This is a genomic window from Micromonospora sp. C81, from assembly GCF_018070425.1.
Classification (GTDB): Bacteria; Actinomycetota; Actinomycetes; order Mycobacteriales; family Micromonosporaceae; genus Micromonospora; species Micromonospora zamorensis.
This window is the reverse complement of the sequence record NZ_JAGPXS010000001.1, coordinates 464257-484527: the sequence shown is the minus strand read 5'-3', so window position 1 is coordinate 484527 and position 20271 is coordinate 464257. Positions and strand designations below refer to the sequence as shown.

The 20271-nt window shown below is 70.8% G+C and carries 18 protein-coding genes; 7 read left to right on the top strand and 11 right to left on the bottom strand.

All coding sequences use genetic code 11. The features are described 5' to 3' along the window. The first annotated feature begins 247 nt into the window (after positions 1 to 247). Positions 248 to 1204: a LysR family transcriptional regulator gene (locus KBX46_RS02260; RefSeq protein WP_088948683.1), complete on the top strand. Its 957-nt coding sequence runs from the start codon at positions 248 to 250 to the stop codon at positions 1202 to 1204. Here the strand turns inward: KBX46_RS02260 and KBX46_RS02255 are convergent. The 8 genes from KBX46_RS02255 to KBX46_RS02220 are packed head-to-tail and all read right to left on the bottom strand — an operon-like array spanning position 1129 to position 9383. After that, positions 1129 to 2367 carry a VWA domain-containing protein gene (locus KBX46_RS02255; RefSeq protein ID WP_210790251.1) on the bottom strand — a complete coding sequence of 413 codons (1239 nt, stop codon included), beginning with the start codon at positions 2365 to 2367 and terminating at the stop codon, positions 1129 to 1131. The genes KBX46_RS02260 and KBX46_RS02255 overlap by 76 nt on opposite strands. Beyond that, the gene (locus KBX46_RS02250) at positions 2364 to 3254 is read right to left on the bottom strand and encodes an SRPBCC family protein (RefSeq protein ID WP_210790248.1); all 891 of its coding nucleotides are present in this window, start codon (positions 3252 to 3254) and stop codon (positions 2364 to 2366) included. Before KBX46_RS02250 ends, KBX46_RS02255 begins: the two co-directional genes overlap by 4 nt. Then, positions 3251 to 4120, bottom strand: coding sequence for a MoxR family ATPase (locus tag KBX46_RS02245; RefSeq protein WP_210790245.1), 870 nt, complete (start codon positions 4118 to 4120; stop codon positions 3251 to 3253). The genes KBX46_RS02250 and KBX46_RS02245 overlap by 4 nt, the downstream gene beginning before the upstream one ends. Then, a complete protein-coding gene (locus tag KBX46_RS02240) occupies positions 4117 to 4692 on the bottom strand; it encodes an NTP transferase domain-containing protein (protein ID WP_210790243.1) in 576 nt (191 codons plus the stop codon). The genes KBX46_RS02245 and KBX46_RS02240 overlap by 4 nt, the downstream gene beginning before the upstream one ends. 3 nt (positions 4693 to 4695) lie before the next feature. Next, positions 4696 to 5562 (bottom strand): XdhC family protein, encoded by an 867-nt coding sequence (locus KBX46_RS02235; protein WP_210790240.1) that lies wholly within the window; start codon positions 5560 to 5562, stop codon positions 4696 to 4698. A gap of 10 nt (positions 5563 to 5572) precedes the next feature. After that, positions 5573 to 7963 (bottom strand): aerobic carbon-monoxide dehydrogenase large subunit, encoded by a 2391-nt coding sequence (locus KBX46_RS02230; RefSeq protein ID WP_099854472.1) that lies wholly within the window; start codon positions 7961 to 7963, stop codon positions 5573 to 5575. Then, entirely contained in the window at positions 7960 to 8508 is a 549-nt protein-coding gene (locus tag KBX46_RS02225) for a (2Fe-2S)-binding protein (protein ID WP_088948676.1), read from the bottom strand. The genes KBX46_RS02230 and KBX46_RS02225 overlap by 4 nt, the downstream gene beginning before the upstream one ends. 2 nt (positions 8509 to 8510) lie before the next feature. Further along, a complete protein-coding gene (locus tag KBX46_RS02220) occupies positions 8511 to 9383 on the bottom strand; it encodes a xanthine dehydrogenase family protein subunit M (protein WP_210790238.1) in 873 nt (290 codons plus the stop codon). Between the two features lie 118 nt (positions 9384 to 9501). On the opposite strand from KBX46_RS02220, the gene KBX46_RS02215 reads away from it, so the two are divergent. Continuing rightward, entirely contained in the window at positions 9502 to 10575 is a 1074-nt protein-coding gene (locus tag KBX46_RS02215) for an XdhC family protein (protein WP_210790235.1), read from the top strand. 2 nt (positions 10576 to 10577) lie between these two features. On the opposite strand, the gene KBX46_RS02210 is transcribed toward KBX46_RS02215, so the two are convergent. Continuing rightward, positions 10578 to 10976 (bottom strand): NUDIX domain-containing protein, encoded by a 399-nt coding sequence (locus tag KBX46_RS02210; protein ID WP_210790233.1) that lies wholly within the window; start codon positions 10974 to 10976, stop codon positions 10578 to 10580. Between the two features lie 77 nt (positions 10977 to 11053). Here KBX46_RS02210 and KBX46_RS02205 point away from each other — a divergent pair, with 77 nt between their 5' ends. Further along, positions 11054 to 11473: an ASCH domain-containing protein gene (locus KBX46_RS02205; RefSeq protein WP_210790231.1), complete on the top strand. Its 420-nt coding sequence runs from the start codon at positions 11054 to 11056 to the stop codon at positions 11471 to 11473. A 19-nt stretch (positions 11474 to 11492) separates the two neighbouring features. On the opposite strand, the gene KBX46_RS02200 is transcribed toward KBX46_RS02205, so the two are convergent. After that, complete coding sequence (locus KBX46_RS02200) at positions 11493 to 12107, bottom strand: permease-like cell division protein FtsX (protein ID WP_210790228.1); 615 nt, start codon at positions 12105 to 12107, stop codon at positions 11493 to 11495. A gap of 199 nt (positions 12108 to 12306) precedes the next feature. On the opposite strand from KBX46_RS02200, the gene KBX46_RS02195 reads away from it, so the two are divergent. From KBX46_RS02195 to nrfD, 4 genes are all read left to right on the top strand, one after another. Next, positions 12307 to 13104: a PrsW family intramembrane metalloprotease gene (locus KBX46_RS02195; protein ID WP_210790225.1), complete on the top strand. Its 798-nt coding sequence runs from the start codon at positions 12307 to 12309 to the stop codon at positions 13102 to 13104. Between the two features lie 145 nt (positions 13105 to 13249). Then, positions 13250 to 16525 (top strand): formate dehydrogenase, encoded by a 3276-nt coding sequence (fdh, locus tag KBX46_RS02190; protein WP_210790223.1) that lies wholly within the window; start codon positions 13250 to 13252, stop codon positions 16523 to 16525. Positions 16526 to 16528: 3 nt separating this feature from the next. Beyond that, positions 16529 to 17572 (top strand): 4Fe-4S dicluster domain-containing protein, encoded by a 1044-nt coding sequence (locus tag KBX46_RS02185; protein WP_210790221.1) that lies wholly within the window; start codon positions 16529 to 16531, stop codon positions 17570 to 17572. Further along, a complete protein-coding gene (gene nrfD / locus KBX46_RS02180; protein ID WP_210790219.1) occupies positions 17569 to 18630 on the top strand; it encodes an NrfD/PsrC family molybdoenzyme membrane anchor subunit in 1062 nt (353 codons plus the stop codon). Before KBX46_RS02185 ends, nrfD begins: the two co-directional genes overlap by 4 nt. Positions 18631 to 18708: 78 nt before the next feature. Here nrfD and KBX46_RS02175 read toward each other — a convergent pair whose 3' ends face one another. Next, positions 18709 to 20268 (bottom strand): OFA family MFS transporter, encoded by a 1560-nt coding sequence (locus tag KBX46_RS02175; RefSeq protein WP_088948665.1) that lies wholly within the window; start codon positions 20266 to 20268, stop codon positions 18709 to 18711. Between the last annotated feature and the right edge of the window lie 3 nt (positions 20269 to 20271).

The window sequence follows — 20271 nt, the reverse complement described above, 5'->3', positions numbered from 1 at the left end:
GTGGACAAGCTGTTTCGGCGCCCTGGCGGCCTCCGCTGGCTCCGGACGGGTTCGTTCACCCCACCGCCGGGGCGGCAAGCCCGACCGCAGCGAGGGCCCCGCGCCGCGTCGAGCCCCCGATCGTCGACGACGAGCACGTCGTTCGGGTGAATCACTGATGGCGGTGGGACACGTCACCGGGGCATGATCGGGGTTCGTCTCGACGGAGAGCCGAGCCACGCGATCGCGCGGGAGGTGGGTGACACCGATGACCCCGACGCAGCTGCGCGCGTACGTCGCGGTGGTCCGGCTGGGGTCCGTCAAGCAGGCCGCCGCGGAGCTGCAGGTCTCCGAGTCGGCCGTGTCGCTCCACATCGCCCAGTTGCGCAGGGAGTTCGGCGACAAGCTCTTCTCCCGGACGGCGGGTGGCCTCGCCTTCACCCCTGGTGGGCTGCGGCTGGCCAGTCGCGCCGCGGAGCTGCTGGGCCTTCAGGACCGTACGATCCGGGAGGTGAGCGCCGCGACGCGTGGCCGGCGGCTGCTGCGGGTCGCCGCGTCGAGCCTGTTCGCCGAGTTCGCCGCGCCGGGTCTTATCGAGCTCTTCGCCAAGCGGGCCGCCGATCTCGACGTCGAGCTGAGCGTACGCAGCCCGGGTGCCTTCGGGTCGCTGCTGCTGGCTCGCGCCGTGGACATCGCGATCGGCCCGCAACCGCCGGTGGTCGACAGCGCCACGGCCAGCCGACCGGTGATGAACTACCGCCTCGTCCTCGTCGTCGGCCCGGAGCACCCGCTGGCCGGTGTGCCGGCGTCCCCCGGGCAACTGCGGGAGCAGACCTGGCTGCTCGGGCCGTCCGCCACCACGGATCTGGGTGGGGTGCCGGCGATGCTGCGTCGCCTCGCCGTGCCGGACGAGCGGCAGCAGATCTTCCAGAGCCACGCGGCGGCGCTGGGGGAGGCCAAGCGGGGCAAGGGCGTCTCGCCGGCCCTCGCTTTCACCGTCGCGCCGGACGTCCGGCAGGGGCATCTCGCGCAGGTGGCGGGACCAAACGCGACGATGGAGGCGGTGTGGCATTCGCAGGTGCTCGCCACCCCCGACGCGATGTCGGCCGCCGACGAGCTGTCGCGCTTCTCGTCGACGCCGAGGGCGATTCAGGCGATGATGCGCGGCGCGGGCGTCAGCGTCGGCCACTTCCGGCCGTCGGTGCACGTGACGCTCTGGAGTTGACGGGCGACGACCAGCAGGTCCTGGAAGGTGCCGGCGGGCAGCATCCGGTCGCAGTAGGGGAGGGCGGCGGCCATGCCGCCGACCCGGGGGGTGAAGCCGGGTGCGCCGGCGCGGGGATTCAACCAGACGATCCGGTACGCGCGGCGGCTCAGCCGGGCCATCACGGCCGCCAGTTCGTCCGGCGGGTCGCTGTCCCAGCCGTCCGACCCGATCACCACCACCGCCCCGCGTACGGCGTCCGCGTGGTGGGAGGTGAGCAGGGAGCGCAGGTTCGTGGCGATCCGGGTGCCCCCGTACCGGTCGGTCACGGCGGCGCTGGCCTGCGCGACCGCCTCGGCCGCCGACGTGTGTCGCAGCACCACGGTGAGCCGGGTCAGCGTCGTCGCGAACGCGAAGACCTCCGCGTCGGCGACCACCGCGAACGCCCGCATCAGATGCAGGTACGCGGTCGCCTGCGCCCGCATCGACTCGCTGACGTCGCAGAGCAGCACGACCCGGCGTGGCCGTCGCACCGGTCGCTCGCGGACGACCTCGACGGGTTCCCACCCGGTGCGGCGGGCCCGGGCGATGGTGGGCCGCAGCGCGACCCGGGCACCGGCCGCGCCGATGGCGAACCGCCGGGTACGCCGGGTCGGCCAGCCGGCGACGGCAGCGCGCAGGGCGTCGCCGAGTTGTGCGACCTGTGCGCTGTCGAGTGCGTCGAACGGGCGGTCGGCGAGCCCGCTGAGGGCGCTGGGGCGCCGCTCGGGCAGCAGCAGCGCTGTGTCGTGTGCCGGTGTCTCCGCCACGGCCGGCGGCAGCGTCGCCCACGGCAGGCCACCGCCGGAATCCGAGTCGTCGGTGTCGGCGGGCACACGCACGTACACATCGTCGTGAGCGTCAGGCGGGGACGCGGACCGCGACGGCCGGGGCAGCGGTGGGGGGTCCGCGAAGATCGCCGCGAAGACCCGGTCGAACGCGGCGAGGTCGGCGTGCCGTCGGACCAGGCAGATCCGGGCAGTCCAGTAGAGCGACGACATCGAGTCGGGTGGGCTGGCGGCGAGCGCCCGGACGAAGTCGTCGACGTCGGTGAGGCCGGCCGGGACGCCGGCTCGTCGCAGCCGGCCGGCGAGCGCCACCGCGAACGCGGCCCGGTCGACCCCGCGCAGCACGCCCGGGCTCACCGGCGCGAGGCCAGCCAGGCGATCACCGCGCCCACGGCGACGAGACCGACGACGACGGGTACGAGGCGCTTGGTGATCGAACCGCCGGCGATGCTGAGCAGGTCGAGCGCCTCCGGCTCGGCAGCCACCGCCACGCGGGTGGAGCCGTCGGGTGACTCGACAGTCGACGACGACGACGATGACGATGCCGACGACGCTGACGGCGATGACGATGACGATGCCGACGACGCCGCCGGGGCCGACGGCAGCGACGGCGAGTTCGGCGACGACGCCGCCGTCGAAGAGGCTGGTGACGGCTCGATCGGTGACGGCGCGACGGCGGCGGTCCTGGGTGTGGTGGCGACCGCTGTCGCGGACGCGGCGGGAAGCGCCTCGGGCGCTACGGACGACGGCGCGACGGGCTCGGAGTCCGCGCGTGCTGCCGGCACGGCCGGGGTCGAGTGGTCGGCCGCGAGCTTGGCCTCCAGGTTGGCGACGAACTGGGCCACCAACTTGCCCGACACCTCCTTGATCATGCCGCTGCCGAACTGGGCCAGCTTGCCGGCGATCTTCAGGTCGGTGTCCACGCTGACCAGCGTCCGGTCGCCGTCCGGCCGTAGGTGGGCGGTGACCAGCGCGGACGCGTTCCCCGTCGACCGGGCGTCGCGGCCCTTCGCGTCGATCACCCCGCGGTAGGCGGAGTCGTCCTTCTCGACGAACCGGGCGGTACCCGCGAACTCCGAGATCACCGGCCCGACCTTGACCTTCACCCTGCCCCGGTAGACGTCACCGTCGACGCCGGTCAACTGGGCGCCCGGCAGGCACGGCGCGATCCCCTCCAGATCGGTGAGCACCGCCCACGCCTCGTCGATCGGGACAGCGACCGCGAACTCGTTCGTGATCTTCATAGCTGGCTCTCCTGGTAGGCGCCGAGCGCGGCGGCGACCACGGCGCGGTCGTCGGGGGTCTTGGCGAGGGTGCCGATGGTCAGCGCGACGTCGTCGGCGGCGAGACCGGCGACGCCCAGCACGGACAGCGCGGCCACCCAGTCGATGGTCTCCGCCATCCCGGGCGGCTTCTCCAACTCGCGGCCGCGTACGCCGCCGACGAACTGGACGGCCGTCTGGATCAGCGGCTCGGTGGCGCCCGGCACGCCACGGCGGACGATCTCGACGGCGCGGGCCGGCTCCGGAAAGTCGATCCAGTGGTACAGACAGCGGCGACGCAACGCGTCGTGCAGCTCCCGGCTGCGGTTGGAGGTGAGCACCACGACCGGCGGCGTACGGGCGGTGAACGTGCCGAGCTCGGGGATCGTGATGCCGGCCTCGCCGAGGAACTCGAACAGCAGTGCCTCGAACTCGTCGTCGGCCCGGTCGATCTCGTCGATCAGCAGCACCGGTGGGACCGGCCCCCGGTGGCGTACGGCCCGCAGGATCGGCCGTTCCTGGAGGAACTCGGCGCTGAACAGGTCCGCGTCGGTGAGCCGCGCCTGTTGTGCCTCGGCGAGCCGGATCGCCAGCAGTTGTCGCTGGTAGTTCCACTCGTAGAGCGCCTCGCTCGCGGTCAGCCCCTCGTAGCACTGCAACCGGATCAGCGGCGTTTCCAGCGCGCGGGCCAACGCCTTGGCGGCGGCGGTCTTGCCGACACCCGGCTCACCCTCCAGCAGCAGTGGCCGACCGAGGCGCAACGCGAGGAACAGGGCCATCGCCAGGCCGTCGTCGACCAGGTAGTCGACGGCGTCGAGGCGGTGCCGCACGGCCAGGGCGTCCCTCATGCCTCGCCCGCCAGCAGGCGCTCGTAGTCCGCCCGGGTGTCCACGTCGATCGGCACCGGCCCGTCTACGGGCACCTCGGTCACCGGGTGGCGGCCGGAGTGCAGCAGCTTCCAGACGGCCTTGTCGCCGTGCAGGTCGTACAGCTCGGGAAGGACAGCCCGGCCGAAGCGGAACGGGTGGCCCAGCCCGTTCGCGTACCGGCAGACGGCCAGCGGGGTGGCCGCCTCGGCGATCCGGCGGACGTCAGCGGCGCGGACGCCGGGCTGGTCACCGAGGAGCAACACGAGCGCGTCGGCGCGCGGGTCCACCGCCCGCGCGGCCGTGCTGACCGACGACCCGCAGCCTGTGCTGAACGCCGGGTTCTCCACGACCTGGCACCCGGTCAGGTCGACCCGGTCGCGGATGCCGCTCGCCGCGCCGCCCAGTGTGACGAGCAGCTGGTCGAAGCCGCACGAGCGGGCCAGGTCGAGAGTGGCGTCGAGCAGCGTCCGCCCCCGGTACGGCAGCAGTTGCTTCGCCTCGCCGAGGCGCACCGACGCGCCCGCGGCGAGCACCAGGCCGGTCAGGAACACGGGCTACGCCGCCGTGTAACTCGCGAGGCAGCCGGCGCAGCAGAACCAGAAGTCCTGCCCGTCGACCCGCGCATGCGGCGTCTCCGGCCCGACCAGCACTGTCATCCCACACACCGGGTCGACGGCCTGCTGGGGTCGAGCGGCCGGCGCGCCGGAGGCCGGGGCCAACCCGTCCACCCGGATCGCCCGGACCACCTCAGCCATGATCGACAGGGCGATCTCGGCCGGCGTACGCGCGCCGATGTCCACACCCGCCGGCGAGTGGACGCGGGCACGCTCCGCGTCGGTCAACCCCAGCTCGTCGAGCAGGGCCGCGCCGCGCCTGCCGCTGGCCACCAGCGCGATGAACCCGACGCCGGCGTCCAGCGCGGCCCGGATCGCCTCCTGCTCGCCCTTGCCCAACCCGGCCACGACGACAGCGGTGCAGCCGGTGCAGTCGTCGGCCGTGACGACGTCGAAGTCGAGGAACGCGGCGAGGTTGGCCACCGCCGCGCTGATCGGCGTGCTGCCGACGACACGCAGAGCCGGCGCCGGCAGCATCGGTCGGAGGAAGACCTCGATCGCCCCACCGGAGTGGCACGGGTTGACCACCACCCGCGCCCCCGGCGTGTCCGGGAACGGGACCGCGCCCTCCGGCAGCACCCGCAGCAGCAGGGCGGTCCCGTCGCGCAGGGTGTCGAGCGCCGCCGCGCGCACCGAACTCTCGGCGCACACCCCACCCACGAAGCCCTCGATCGAGCCGTCGGACCGGATCACCGCGGCGTCGCCCGGCCGGGCCGACGTCGGGTCCTGAGCGCGGACCACTGTGGCGTGGACGAACGGCTCCCGGGTGTCGGTCAGCTCCCGGGCGCGCTCCGCGATGGTGGTCATCTCGGCTCCCTCAGATCGGCGGCCGGGCCTGGCCGCGCATCGCGTCCCAGACCCGCGACGGCGTCAGCGGCATGTCGGCATGGCGTACGCCGAAGGGCTTCAGGGCGTCGATGACCGCGTTGACGATCGCGGGTGGCGATCCCACCGTCGCGGACTCGCCCACGCCCTTCGCGCCGATCGGGTGGTGTGGCGACGGCGTCACGGTGAACCCCGTCTCCCAGTCGGGCACCTCCAGTGACGTCGGGATCAGATAGTCCATCAGGGACGCACCGAGGCAGTTGCCGTCCTCGTCGAACGCGATCATCTCCATCAGGGCCATGCCGACCCCGTCGGTCAGCCCGCCGTGCACCTGCCCCTCGATGATCATCGGGTTGATCCGGGTGCCGCAGTCGTCGACCGCGATGAACCGTCGGACCTTCACCTGCGCGGTGCCGGGGTCGATGTCCACCACGCAGATGTACGCGCCGTGCGGGTAGGTCAGGTTCGACGGGTTGTAGCAGATCTGCGCCTCCAACCCACCCTCGATGCCCTCGGGCAGGTCACCCGCGCCGTGCGCGCGCATGGCGATGTCCTGGATGGTGACGGACCTGCCCGGGTCGCCCGCGACGTGGAACGCGCCCTTCTCCCACTCCAGGTCGGCCACCGACACCTCCAGCATCCCCGAGGCGATGATCCGCGCCTTGTCGCGGACCTTCCGGGCCACCAGGGCCGCAGCGGCGCCCGAGACGGGCGTCGACCGGCTGCCGTACGTGCCGAGGCCGAACGGGGTGTTGTCGGTGTCGCCGTGCAGCACCTCGATGTCCGCCGGTGGAATCCCGATCTCCTCGGCGACGATCTGCGCGAACGTCGTCTCGTGCCCCTGACCCTGCGACTGGACGCTGAGGCGTACCACGGCCTTTCCGGTCGGGTGGACGCGCAGCTCGCAGCCGTCGGCCATGCCCAGCCCGAGAATGTCCATGTCCTTGCGCGGCCCGGCGCCGACGGCCTCGGTGAAGAACGCGATGCCGATGCCCATCAGCTCGCCCCGGGCCCGCTTCTCCGCCTGCTCGCGGCGCAACTCGTCGTAGCCGGCCATCTCCATCGCCAGCCGCATCGTCGGCTCGTAGTTGCCCGAGTCGTACACCCAGCCGGTCTTCGTCGTGTACGGGAACTGCTCCGGCTGGATGAAGTTCTTCAGCCGCAGCTCGGCCGGGTCCATGCCGAGTTCGTCGGCGAGGCAGTCGACGATCCGCTCGACCAGGTAGACCGCCTCGGTGATCCGGAACGAGCACGCGTACGCGACACCGCCGGGCGCCTTGTTGGTGAAGACCGCCGTCATCTTGCAGTACGCGGCCTCGATGTCGTAGCTGCCGGTGAACACCCCGAAGAAGCCGGCCGGGTACTTCACCGGGGCGGCGGTGCCGTTGAACGCGCCGTGGTCGGCCAGCACGTTGGTGCGGATGCCGAGGATCCGACCGTCGCGGGTCGCCGCGATCTCCCCGCGCATGATGTAGTCGCGGGCGAAACCGGTGCTGATCAGGTTCTCCGAGCGGTCCTCCATCCACTTCACCGGCTTGCCGGTGACGATCGAGGCGACGATCGCGCAGACGTACCCGGGGTAGATCGGCACCTTGTTGCCGAACCCGCCGCCGATGTCCGGCGCGATCACCTGGATCTTGTGCTCGGGCAGGCCCGCCACGATGGCGTAGAGGGTGCGGTGCGCGTGCGGCGCCTGGGTGGTCGACCAGAGCCGCAGCTTGCCGTCGACGGCGTCGTAGTCGGCGACCGCCCCGCACGTCTCCATGGGCGCCGGGTGCACCCGGGGGTAGACGAGGTCCTGGCTGACCACGACGTCGGCGCGGGCGAAGACCGCCTCGGTGGCCGCCTCGTCGCCGGTCTCCCAGTCGAAGCAGTGGTTGTTCGTCTTGCCGTCCAGGTCGTCGCGGATCAGCGGGGCGTCCGGCTCCAACGCTCGACGTGCGTCGATCACCGGGTCGAGGACGTCGTACTCGACGTCGATCAGCTCCAGCGCGTCGCGGGCCGCGTACCGGTCCTCGGCGACGACGAACGCGACCTCCTGGCCCTGGAAACGCACCTTGTCGGTGGCGAGGACGGCCTGCACGTCGTTGGAGAGGGTCGGCATCCAGGCCAGGTTCTGCGCAGCCAGGGCAGCCCCGGTCACCACCGCCTTCACCCCGGGCGACGCCTCGGCGGCGCTCGTGTCGATGCTGACGATGCGGGCGTGCGCCACCGGCGACCGGAGGATCGCGAGGTGCAGCATGCCGGGCAGTTGGACGTCGTCGACGTACCGGCCGCGACCCCGCAGGAAGCGCGGGTCCTCCTTGCGCAGCATCCGGCCGTACCCGACGGGTTTCTGGTCGTTGTCGTGGAACGTGTCCACGCGCTCGTGCACGGTGGTCATGCGACGGCCTCCGCGGGCTGGCCGGCGTTGTCGATCTCGCCGGCCTCGGTCGATTCGGTGGTCTCGGTGACCTGGGCCGCGGCCTGCGCCTCGGCCACGGCGGCCCAGCGGACCGAGCGGACGATGGTGGCGTAACCCGTGCACCGGCAGATCTGACCCGAGATCGCCTCCCGGATCTCCGTCTCACTCGGGTCGGGGTTGCGGTCGAGCAGCGCCCGCGCGGTCATCATCATCCCCGGCGTGCAGAAGCCGCACTGGAGACCGTGGCACTGCATGAAACCCTGCTGGATCGGGTCCAGCTCGGCGCCCTTGGCGAGACCCTCGACGGTACGCACCTGGTGGCCGCCGGCCATCGCCGCGAGCACTGTGCACGACTTCACCGGCTCGCCGTCCAACCAGACCACGCAGGTGCCGCAGTTGCTGGTGTCGCAGCCCCAGTGCGTGCCGGTCAGACCGAGCACGTCGCGCAGGAAGTGCACCAGCAGCAGCCGGGCCTCGATCTCCCGGGTGACCTCGACGTCGTTGACGGTCATGGTGACCTGCATGCTCAGCTCCTCGCCCGTTCGACGGCCCGGCGCAGGGTCCGCCTGGTCAGCTCGGCGGCCAGATGCCGCTTGTAGTCCGCGCTGCCGCGCTGGTCGGTCACCGGGTCGCAGCTGCGCGCCGCGATCGCCCCGGCCTGCTCGTAGAGCCCCTCCGAGGGTTCCTGCCCGCGCAACGCGGCCGAGATCTCCGGGATGCCCGTCGTGTTGGGGCCGACCGCCGCGAGCCCGACCCGGGCGTCGACGATCGCGCCGCCGACGAGCCACACCGCCGCGCCGGCCGACACCACGGCCCAGTCGCCGGCCCGGCGCTCGACCTTGGCGTACGCGCTGCCGCAGCCGGGCCGCACGGGTAGCCGGATCTCGACCAGGATCTCGTCGTCCGCGACGGCCGTCTCGTACGGCCCGACGTGGAAGTCCTCCATCGACACGACCCTCTCCGCGCCGCCCGGACCCCGGATCACGCACCGCGCGTCCAGGGTCGTGCACACCGCCGAGAGGTCCTCGGACGGGTCGGCCTGGCAGAGCGAGCCGCCCAGCGTGCCCCGGTTGCGCACCACCGGGTCGGCGATCACCCGTTCGGCGTCGGCGAAGATGGGGAACGCCGCCCCCAGCACGGGGGATTCGAGCAGCTCCCGGTGGCGGGTCAGCGCCCCGATGCGAACCTCGTCCGGGCCCGTCTCGACGTAGCCCAGCTCGGCGTGCAGGTCGTTGATGTCGATCAGATAGTCGAAGTTGGCCAGCCGGAGCTTCATCATCGGCAGCAGGCTGTGCCCGCCGGCGATCAGGCGGGCGGTGCCGCCGCGATGCTCCAGAAGGCTGATCGCATGGTCCACACTGGTGGCTCGCTCGTACTCGAACGGTGCCGGCACCTGCATGTCGTACCTCCGCAGTCCGGCAAAATCTCTGCCCGACGGTGACCAAAGTCAACGGCGACCTAAGCAGTTGCTTAGGTCGCCGTTGACGGTGCGGCCCGGGCTCGCGGATCGTGCGGCCATGCGGGACATCGTTGACGGGCTGACGACCTGGCGTTCGGCCGGCGTCGCGTTCGCCGTCGCGACCGTCGTGCGGACCTGGCAGTCCGCGCCCCGGCAACCCGGGGCGGCGATGGCCGTCTCGGCACACGGCGAGGTGCTGGGCAGCATCTCCGGTGGCTGCGTCGAGGGCACCGTCTACGAGATGTGCCGGACGGCGCTGGAGACCGGAACTGCCCAGACCCAGACCTTCGGTGTCAGCGACGACGACGCGTTCGACGTCGGTCTGACCTGCGGCGGCACGATCCAGATCCTGGTGCAGCCCGGCGTCGCGATGACCGAGACCGACGAGGTGCTCGCCGCGATCTCCGACGGCCGGCCGGTCGCCACCGCATCGGTGGAGAACGCCCAACTGGTGATCTGGCCCGACCGGATCGCCGGCAGCCTCGGCGCACCCGACCTGGACGACGCGGCCGCCCGGCAGGCGCGGGGCATGCTCGCCCTCGGTGCCACCGGCACGATCCACCTGGGCCGGCGGGGGGAGCAGCGTGGCGACGACGTGGCGGTGTTCGTCCAGTCGTACGTGCCGCCGCCCCGCATGATCATCTTCGGCGCGATCGACTTCGCCGCCGCGATGGCCCGGATCGGCAGGTTCCTCGGCTACCACGTCACGGTCTGCGACGCCCGCCCGGTGTTCGCCACCCGCGCGCGCTTTCCGGACGCGGACGACCTCGTGGTGCAGTGGCCGCACGCGTACCTGGAGTCGACGACCGTCGACGACCGCACGGTGCTCTGCGTGCTGACCCACGACCCCAAGTTCGACGTGCCGCTGCTCCAGGTCGCACTGCGCACACCCGCCCGCTACATCGGCGCGATGGGCAGCCGCCGTGCACACGACGACCGGATGCGCCGGCTCCGCGAGGCAGGCGTGAGCGAGACCGCGCTGGCCCGGCTCTGCTCACCGATCGGGCTGGACCTGGGTGCGCGGACACCCGAGGAGACGGCCGTGGCGATCGCCGCCGAGATCACCGCGCAGGCCTGGGGCGGCTCGGGCCGGCCGCTCAGCGACCTGGCGACCCCGATCCACCACACCTGACGCTAGATCATGCGCAGGACCAGCGCCGCGGAGACCGCCAGCTCACGGTCGAGCACCTGGTCCCGAGGGACGAACACCATGGCCTGCCCCTCACCGAGAACCACGTCCTCCTGCCGGGCCGTGGTGGTGCCCCGAAACACGTGAACGGTGACGGTGTGGGGAAAGCCGGGCTCGTACGGGCGCGGGCCGCTCCACAGTGGGTGGAGTTCACCCGCTGTCAGGCCCGTCTCCTCCAGCAGCTCGCGGCGGGCCGCCTCCTCCGGTGACTCACCGGGCTCGATGTGGCCACCCGGCAGACTCCACTGACCCGGCGACGCGGGCGCGTCCTCATCGCGGTGCTGAAGCAGCACCGCGCCCGACGGATCGACCAGCAGCACGAGAGCGACGCCATAGGTTGCCACCAGAGGACCGTGCCATGTCGCCCCGAGCTTGTCGACGGCGTCGCCTCGCGGGACGCCGGATCGCGTACCCTCCGCTGATGGAACTCGATGATCTTCCGCTGGCCGAGTTCGCGTTCCCGGGACCGCTGCGCGACAGCCTCGTCGCCGCGATCGTTTCCGGCGCGAAGACCTCGACGACCGGCCTGCTGATCGGGTACGAGCGCGCGAACGAGCCGCTGCCCGAGGTGGGTCAACTGTCCGCCGTGGTGGACTCCGACGGGCGGCGCGTCGCGGTCATCGAGCTGACCGACGTACGGGTGGTCCGGCTCGGCGACGTCGACCTGCAACACGCCCTGGATGAGGGCGAGGGTGACGAGTCGGTGGCGCAGTGGCGCGCGGGGCACGAGGCGTTCTGGCACAGCGCTGAGGTGCGAAGCGAGTTGGGCGACCCCGGCTTCACCGTCGACGACGACACCCTGGTGGTAGCCGAGCGCTTCCGGCTGGCGCACGTCGTCTGACCAGCCGGCATGCAGGGCGTTACAGCATCTCGACGGGAACCAGTTTGATGCCGTCTACTCCGTCGAGGTCCATCAGATGTGACACTCCGGATCCCGTGCCGTTGAGGGGATGCTCGAACCGCCACGACTCGTGCGGCATCGGCGGTTTGAGCTGCGCGGTGAGGTCGCCCTTGCCCTGGCACCGCTTGCGTAGGCGCTCGTACGCGGCGTCGCGGTCCTCGAAACCGACCGACTTCGCGTGTGGCAGTCCACGGACGGCGTCCTGGATGGCGGCCCGTTGCTCGCTGGTCGCCGAGGATTTCAACCGAACGATGATCCCGATCCACGAAGGCCGGGGGTCGACGTCGGCGATCCGGAGCGCCACCTCATCGACGCCGTCGACCTCGGTCATCACCGCCTCGATCGCTTCGGCGATCAGAGAGTCGGTGACAGTGGCGTGGACGAGCTCTGGCGCGTACTCCGGCTTGAGGTCCGCCAGCAGGTCGGGTTGGTCCTTGAAATCGACCTTGAAGCGCTCGTGCACCTGTTCGCGGGTTTCGAGAGCCACGCCTTCGACACTTGGCATCGACCGGAGCCGTTGCTGCACGGCCTCTCTTTGCGTCGCCGTCGCGTCGTTGTCCAGGAAGACGGTCAACGCCACGTCCCCGGCAACCTCAGGCTTCGAGGCGCAGGTGGACAGGACCAGCAGGAGTGTGAGTGCCAGGGACCGTGCTATGCGACGCATGGGGGCAGATCGTAGGTGATCAAGACGCAGGCAGTGTGCCCCTGCGTCGTCGTCAGGATCTCAACTCCGTGGCTGTTCTTCGTAACCTGGATCCGCCAGACTGCGCCGTATGGGTGATCGTTGGCGCCGGTGGGCGTGGGTCGGAGTGCTCGTCGTCGGGCTGATCCTTTACCTGGCGGTGCTGCGGACCCTGGTCAGCACCAAGAACCCGAATTTCGTACCGGCGTTGATCCTGCTCGGGTCGACGCTGGTGCCGCTGACGTTCCTGACGTTCGCGCAGGCTCGCACCGGGCGATGGCAGGTGCCGGCGTCGGTGCTGGTGACGTCGGCGTTCTTCGGTGGTGTGATCGGCACTGTGGTCGCCGGCACGCTGGAGTACGACACCCTGCGCGGGCTCGGCACCCTGCCGATGCTGTTCGTCGCGCTGATCGAGGAGTCGGCGAAGCTGATCGTCCCGGTGGTCCTGCTGTTCACGGTGGTGGCCCAGCGTCGTCGCCGGGTGCCCTCCGACGGGCTGATCATCGGCATCGCCGCCGGCATGGGGTTCGCCGCGCTGGAGACGATGGGCTACGCCTTCAGCGCGCTGCTGAGCTCGCAGGGCAACATCGGCGCGGTGGAGCAGACGCTGTTCGTCCGTGGTCTGACCGCGCCCGCCGGTCACACCGCCTGGACCGGGCTCACCGCCGGCGCGTTGTGGGCGCTGTTGGCCAGCCCGAGCGTCGGCCGGCTCTTCGGGTTCATCGGTACGTTCCTGGGTGTCGTGGTCCTGCACACCCTCTGGGACACGTTCTCCGGCTCGTTGGTCTTCGTCGTGCTGGCGATCATCAGCATCGGCTGGCTGTTCTGGGAGCTGCGCCGTTACCGGACCTTCGGCGAGCACCCCGTCGGTCAGCTCCAACCGAACTGACCATCGCCGTACTTCATGCCTCTCCTGGCCTGCGCGATCAGGCCGGGGGAGGCATGACTGTTGGTGATCCCGCTGCGACCGGACCGGCACCTCATCTAACGTCAGAGTGTTCATATTTGGCGTGCTTGGTCGGGAAGGTGCGGCAATGGGGGTGCGTAGCTGGATCGAGGGCTGGCCGGTCTACCGCCAGCTCACCGGCACCGACCCGTTGGGGCGGGGTGCCGCAGCGAAGTCCGATGGATCCCGAGCGCTCACCGCTCGCACCGAAACCGCCGACTCGATGGCCCGCTCGGTGTGCCCGTACTGCGCCGTCGGCTGCGGTCAGCGGGTGTTCGTCAAGGACGGGAAGGTCAGTCAGATCGAGGGCGACCCGGACAGCCCGATCTCGCGGGGTCGGCTCTGCCCGAAGGGCTCGGCCAGCAAGAGCCTGGTGACCAGCCCGCTGCGGCAGACCAAGGTCCGCTACCGCCGGCCGTACGGCACCGATTGGGAGGACCTCGACCTCGACACGGCGCTGAACATGATCGCCGATCGGGTCCTGGCCGCCCGGGACGAGACCTGGGAGGACGTCGACGCCGAGGGTCGACCGCTCAACCGGACGCTGGGCATCTCCAGCCTAGGTGGGGCGACGCTGGACAACGAGGAGAACTACCTCATCAAGAAGTTGTTCACCGCGATGGGGGCACTCCAGATCGAGAACCAGGCCCGTATTTGACACTCCTCCACCGTCCCCGGTCTGGGGACCAGCTTCGGTCGTGGCGGCGCCACCCAGTACCAGCAGGACCTGTCGAACTCCGACGTCATCGTCATCCAGGGTTCGAACATGGCCGAGGCACACCCGGTGGGTTTCCAGTGGGTGATGGAGGCCAAGCGTCGGGGTGCGAAGGTCTTCCACGTCGACCCGCGTTTCACCCGCACCAGCGCGCTGGCTGACTCGTACCTGCCGATCCGGGCGGGCACGGACATCGCGCTGCTCGGCGGGGTGGTGCGCTACATCCTGGACAACGAGCTGGACTTCCGGGAGTACGTCGTCGCCTACACCAACGCCGCGACGATCGTGACCGAGGAGTACGCCGACACCGAGGACATGCACGGCCTCTTCTCCGGCTTCAACGACGACAACGCCACCTACGACCAGGCCAGCTGGCGGTACGAGGGCCACTCGCAGAACCAGACGACCCGCGACAGCGAGACGCAGCGGGAGACGGCGGCCGGGCTGGAGAACGAGTCGCACGGCGCGCCGGTCGGCGGCGAGACCGAACGTGACGAGACGTTGCAGCACCCGCGCTGTGTGTACCAGATCCTCAAGCGGCACTTCGCCCGCTACACCCCGGAGATGGTGGAACGGGTCTGTGGCGTCCCGCAGGACAAGTTCCTGGAGTTGGCCCGGGCGTGGACGGAGAACTCCGGCCGGGACCGGACCGGCATGCTCGTCTACTCGGTGGGCTGGACGCAGCACAGCGTCGGTGTGCAGTACATCCGCACCGGCGCGATCATCCAGCTCCTGTTGGGCAACGTGGGCCGCCCGGGTGGTGGGGTGATGGCCCTGCGCGGGCACGCCAGCATCCAGGGTTCCACCGACATTCCGACGCTGTTCAACCTGCTGCCGGGCTACCTGCCGATGCCGCACCACGCCAATCACCCGACCCTGGACAAGTGGGTGGACAGCATCGCGCACCCGGGGCAGAAGGGCTTCTGGGGCAACGCCCGCACCTACGGCGTCAACCTGCTCAAGGCGTACTGGGGTGACGCCGCCACCGCCGACAACGACTACTGCTACGGCTACCTGCCGCGGATGACCGGCGACCACGGCACCTACCAGCAGGTGCTCGACATGATCGACGGCAAGATCAAGGGCTATTTCCTGCTCGGGCAGAACCCAGCTGTCGGTTCGGCGCACGGCCGGGCGCAGCGTCTCGGCATGGCCAACCTCGACTGGCTCGTGGTCCGGGACCTGTTCGAGATCGAGAGCGCCACGTTCTGGAAGAACGCGCCGGAGATCGAGACCGGCGAGATCGTGCCCGAGGAGTGCCGCACCGAGGTGTTCTTCCTGCCCGCCGCCTCGCACGTGGAGAAGGAGGGCACGTTCACCCAGACGCAGCGCCTGTTGCAGTGGCGGGAGAAGGCCGTCGAGCCGCCAGGCGACGCCCGCTCGGAGCTCTGGTTCTTCTACCACCTCGGGCGCGTCATCCGGGAACGGCTGGCGACGTCGACGAAGCCCCGCGACCGTGCGCTGCTCGACCTTGCCTGGGACTACCCCACGCACGGCCCGACCGTCGAGCCGAGCGCCGAGGCGGTGCTGCGCGAGATCAACGGGTACGACGTGGCCACCGGCCGTCCGCTGGCGTCATTCACGGAGATGAAGGACGACGGCTCCACCGTCGGCGGGTGCTGGATCTACACCGGGGTGTACGCCGACGGAGTGAACCAGGCCGCCCGCCGCAAACCCGGCTCGGAGCAGTCCCTGGTGGCACCCGAGTGGGGCTGGGCGTGGCCGGCGAACCGGCGCATCCTCTACAACCGGGCGTCCGCCGACCCGGACGGCAACCCGTGGAGTGAGCGCAAACGCTACGTCTGGTGGGACGCGGACAAGAGCGAGTGGACCGGCTACGACGTGCCGGACTTCGAGAAGACCAAACCGCCGTCCTACCGACCGGAGCACGACGCCTCGGGTGTGGCGGGCATCGCCGGTGACGACCCGTTCATCCTTCAGGGCGACGGCAAGGGCTGGCTGTACGCGCCCACCGGCGTGCTCGACGGGCCGATGCCCACCCACTACGAGCCGGTCGAGTCGCCGGTGCGCAACCCGCTCTACCGACAGCAGGCCAACCCGACCCGCAAGGTCTACACCCACCCGATCAACACGCTCAACCCGAGCCCGCCGCAGGAGCACAGCCAGGTGTTCCCGTACGTGTTCACTGTCAGCCGGCTCACCGAGCACCACACCGCCGGCGGGATGAGCCGGACGGTGTCACCGCTGGCCGAGCTGCAACCCGAGATGTTCGTCGAGGTGTCGCCGGAGTTGGCGGCCCTGCGAGGGTTGAGTCACCTGGGTTGGGCCCACCTGGTCACCAGCCGGGCGGCGGTCGAGGCGAAGGTGCTGGTGACCGACCGGGTGACGCCGCTGCGAGTGGACGGCCGGATCATCCACCAGCTCTGGCTGCCCTACCACTTCGGCTACGAGGGCCTGGTGACCGGCGACTCGGCCAACGACCTGTTCGGCATCACCCTCGACCCCAACGTCCTGATTCAGGAAAGCAAGGTCGGCACGTGCGACGTCCGGCCCGGACGACGCCCCAGAGGACAGGACCTGGTGGACCTCGTCGTCGACTACCGGCGGCGGTCGGGAAACCTCGTCCACCGATACCCGCCGATGGTCACGACCGATGTCGCCGACAGCAGCAGCGACCAGGAGGCCTGACCGATGCCCCACGCCAACGCCCTGTACGGGCCGCTGGACCCTGCACCGGACGCCGGCTACGAGGACGCGCCGCCGCGGATGGGGTTCTTCACCGACACCAGCGTCTGCATCGGCTGCAAAGCGTGCGAGGTGGCCTGCAAGGAGTGGAACGGCGTCCCCGAGAGTGGGCTCGACCTGCTGGGCATGTCGTACGACAACACGGGCGCGCTGACCGCGAACTCGTGGCGGCACGTCGCGTTCGTGGAGCAGCCCCGCTCGGCCGGCTGGGCGACCCCAGCGTTCGAGGGGGACCCGGACGGGCCGGCGATCAGCCCTGTGACGGCGGCGGTCGGCGCGGGTACCAGCACCGACACCGGCACGGACCCCGGACTGCCCACCGGCTCGCCCGCAGCGGCCGCCCGCATGTCGGGCGGTCCGGAGTTTCTGGGGATGCCGGGGGCGCAGCCCCCGGGGAGGGGTTCGGGTGCGGAGGAGCGGACGGATTTCCGCTGGTTGATGATGTCGGACGTGTGCAAGCACTGCACGCACGCGGCGTGTCTGGATGTCTGTCCGACGGGTTCGTTGTTCCGGACGGAGTTCGGCACCGTGGTGGTGCAGGAGGACATCTGCAACGGCTGCGGTTACTGCATCTCCGCCTGTCCGTACGGCGTTATCGATCAGCGCAAGGACGACGGTCGGGCGTGGAAGTGCACGCTGTGCTACGACCGGCTCGGGGCGGGCATGACGCCAGCGTGTGCGCAGGCGTGCCCGACGGAGTCGATCCAGTACGGGGCTCTGGACGAGTTGCGGGAGCGGGCCGCCACGCGGGTGGCGAAGCTGCACGAGCAGGGAGTGCCGGAGGCCCGCCTGTACGGGCACGACCCGAACGACGGCGTCGGTGGGGACGGTGCGTTCTTCCTGCTCCTGGACGAACCCGAGGTGTACGGGCTGCCACCGGACCCGATCGTGACCACCCGCGACCTGCCGGCCATGTGGAAGCGCGCCGGTCTCGCGGCGATGACGATGGCGGTCGCCACGGCGGTCGCGTTCCTGGGTAGGCGGCAATGACCGACGAGACACCATCGAACGAGCCGGTCGGCGCCCGGTTCCGCGAGTTCCAGGCCGGCCTCGATCAGCCCGACGGGAAGCGTCACCGGCAGCCCCGCAGACGAGGCGGCGACGGTGAGCAGCTCACGGTGCCGCCGGCCGACTTCGCCTCCTACTACGGCCGGCCGGTCCTGAAGCCGCCGGTGTGGAAGTACGACATCGCCGGCTACCTGTTCACCGGAGGCCTCGCCGCGGGAAGTGCGCTGATCGGCGCGGGCGCCCAACTGACCGGACGACCCGGGCTGCGCAAGGTGGGCCGCTGGACGGCCCTCGGCGGCGTCGCGGCCAGCACGTACCTGCTGGTTCACGACCTCGGCCGGCCGGCCCGGTTCCATCACATGCTCCGGGTCGCCAAGGTGACCTCGCCGATGTCGGTCGGCACCTGGATCCTCGCCGCGTTCGGGCCACTGGCCGGCGTGGCCGCGGTCGCCGAGCTCGCGCCCCTGCTCCCGCAGCACGGTGTGCTCGGTCTCGCCCGTCGGATCGCACCGCCCATCGGCAACGTCGCCGGCCTCGCCGCCGCAGCCACCGCGCCGGCGCTGGCGACGTACACCGGGGTGCTGCTCGCCGACACGGCCGTGCCGTCCTGGCACGACGCCTACCCGTCGCTGCCGTTCGTCTTCGCCGGCAGCGCGCTCGCCGCCGCGTCCGGGGTGGGACTGATCGCGGCACCGGCCGCGGAGACCGCCCCACTGCGACGACTCGCCCTGGCCGCCGCGGCCGTCGAGTTCGGCGGAGGGCACCAGTTGGAGCGGCAGGGCCTCACCAGCGAGCCCTACCAGCACGGCCGCAGCGGCCGGCTGGTCAAGGCGGGACGTGCCCTGCTCGCCGTGGGCACCGTCACGGCCCTGCTCAGCCGACGCAGCCGGGTCCTGTCGGCGATCTCCGGCGCCGCCCTCGTGGCATCGTCGGTCGCCACCCGGTTCGGTGTCTTCGAGGCGGGACGGGTGTCGGCACGCGATCCGAAGTACACGGTGGTGCCACAACGGGAGCGGCTCAGGTCGACCACCCAGCCCTGAGCGCGGATTGGCGAAACGGAAGGCGCCCCTGTGAAGGGGCGCCTTCCGTTGTGATGCAAGAGGTCTGGTCGTCGCGCGTCAGCCGGTGAACAGCTTCGCGGCGGTGATCGCGGTCTGGACGATGCCATAGCCGAGCAGCGCCGCGACCAGCAGCCACGACAACCAGAGTCGCCCGGTCTGGCTGCCGACGCGCGGCGGCGCGGGCGGTTGACTGTCCCGTCCGAGAGCGACCGGCTCGGTGACAGTCGCCTTCGCCACGGGCGAGGTCGGCCCTCGGTCCGGTTCGTGGAACCGCTCGGGCACGGAACGCACCAGCAGGTTCGCGATGAACCCGATGGCGAGGATGCCGACCATGGTGAACAGCGCGGGCCGGTACGCCGCCGCGGTGAGGGTGCCGGGCTTGCCCTGCGTGTCGAGGATCCCGTTGACGATCAGCGGGCCGGCGACACCCGCGGCCGACCAGGCGGTCAGGATCCGGCCGTGGATGGCCCCGACCTGGAAGGTGCCGAACAGGTCACGCAGGTAGGCGGGCATGGTGGCGAAGCCACCGCCGTAGAAGGAGATGATCGCGGCGGCGATCAGCACGAAGACCGCGGTCGCGGAGTGGCCGGCCACGGCGAGCAGCACGTACAGCACCATGCCGACGCCGAGGTAGATCATGTAGATGGGCTTGCGGCCGATGAGGTCGGACGTCGTCGACCAGACGAACCGCCCAGCCATGTTGAACAGCGACAGCACTCCCACGAAACCGGCCGCAGCCGACACCGAGACAGTCGTGGCGGTCCCGTTGTCCCGGAAGAAGTCCTGGATCATCGGGCTTGCCTGCTCCAGGATGCCGATGCCCGCGGTGACGTTGCAGAACAGCACGATCCACAGCAACCAGAACGACCGGGTACGCACGGCGTTCGACGCCGACACGCTCGCCGTCGTCACCAGAGGTCGGGCGGCCACTGTCGCGGGGTCGAACCCGGCGGGCCGCCAGTCCGGTGCCGGAACCCGGACGTTGAACGGGCCGAACATCATGATCACGAAATACCCGATGCCGAACGTGACGAAGAGCGCCACGAGGGCACTGCCCGACGCCACGGCGGCCGGGTTGTTGGGGTTGTAGCCGGAGTCGTAGAGGGAGAGCAGTTGGCGGGCGAGCGGGCCGGCGACCAGGGCGCCACCGCCGAACCCCATGATGGCCAGACCGGTGGCCAGGCCGGGGCGGTCCGGGAACCACTTGATCAGGGTCGAGACGGGCGAGATGTAACCGATGCCGAGCCCGATGCCGCCGATGACGCCGTACCCGAGGTAGAGCAGCCACAGCTGCTGGGTCGCGATGCCGAGCGCGCCGACCAGGAACCCGACGGCCCAGAAGCACGCCGAGACGAACATCGCCCGGCGTGGCCCGTTGCGCTCCACCCAACGGCCGCCCACCGCCGCGGACGAACCCAGCATGACGATGGCGATACTGAAGATCGCGCCGATCGCCGTCTGACTGGTGTCGAAGTGCGCGATGAGGGAGTTCTTGTAGACACTCGTCGCGTAGACCTGGCCGATGCAGACGTGCACCGCCAGTGCCGCGGTCGGGATGAGCCAGCGGCTGTATCCCGGGGGAGCGACAGTGTGCCGGGGATCGAAGACCGACAGCATGGG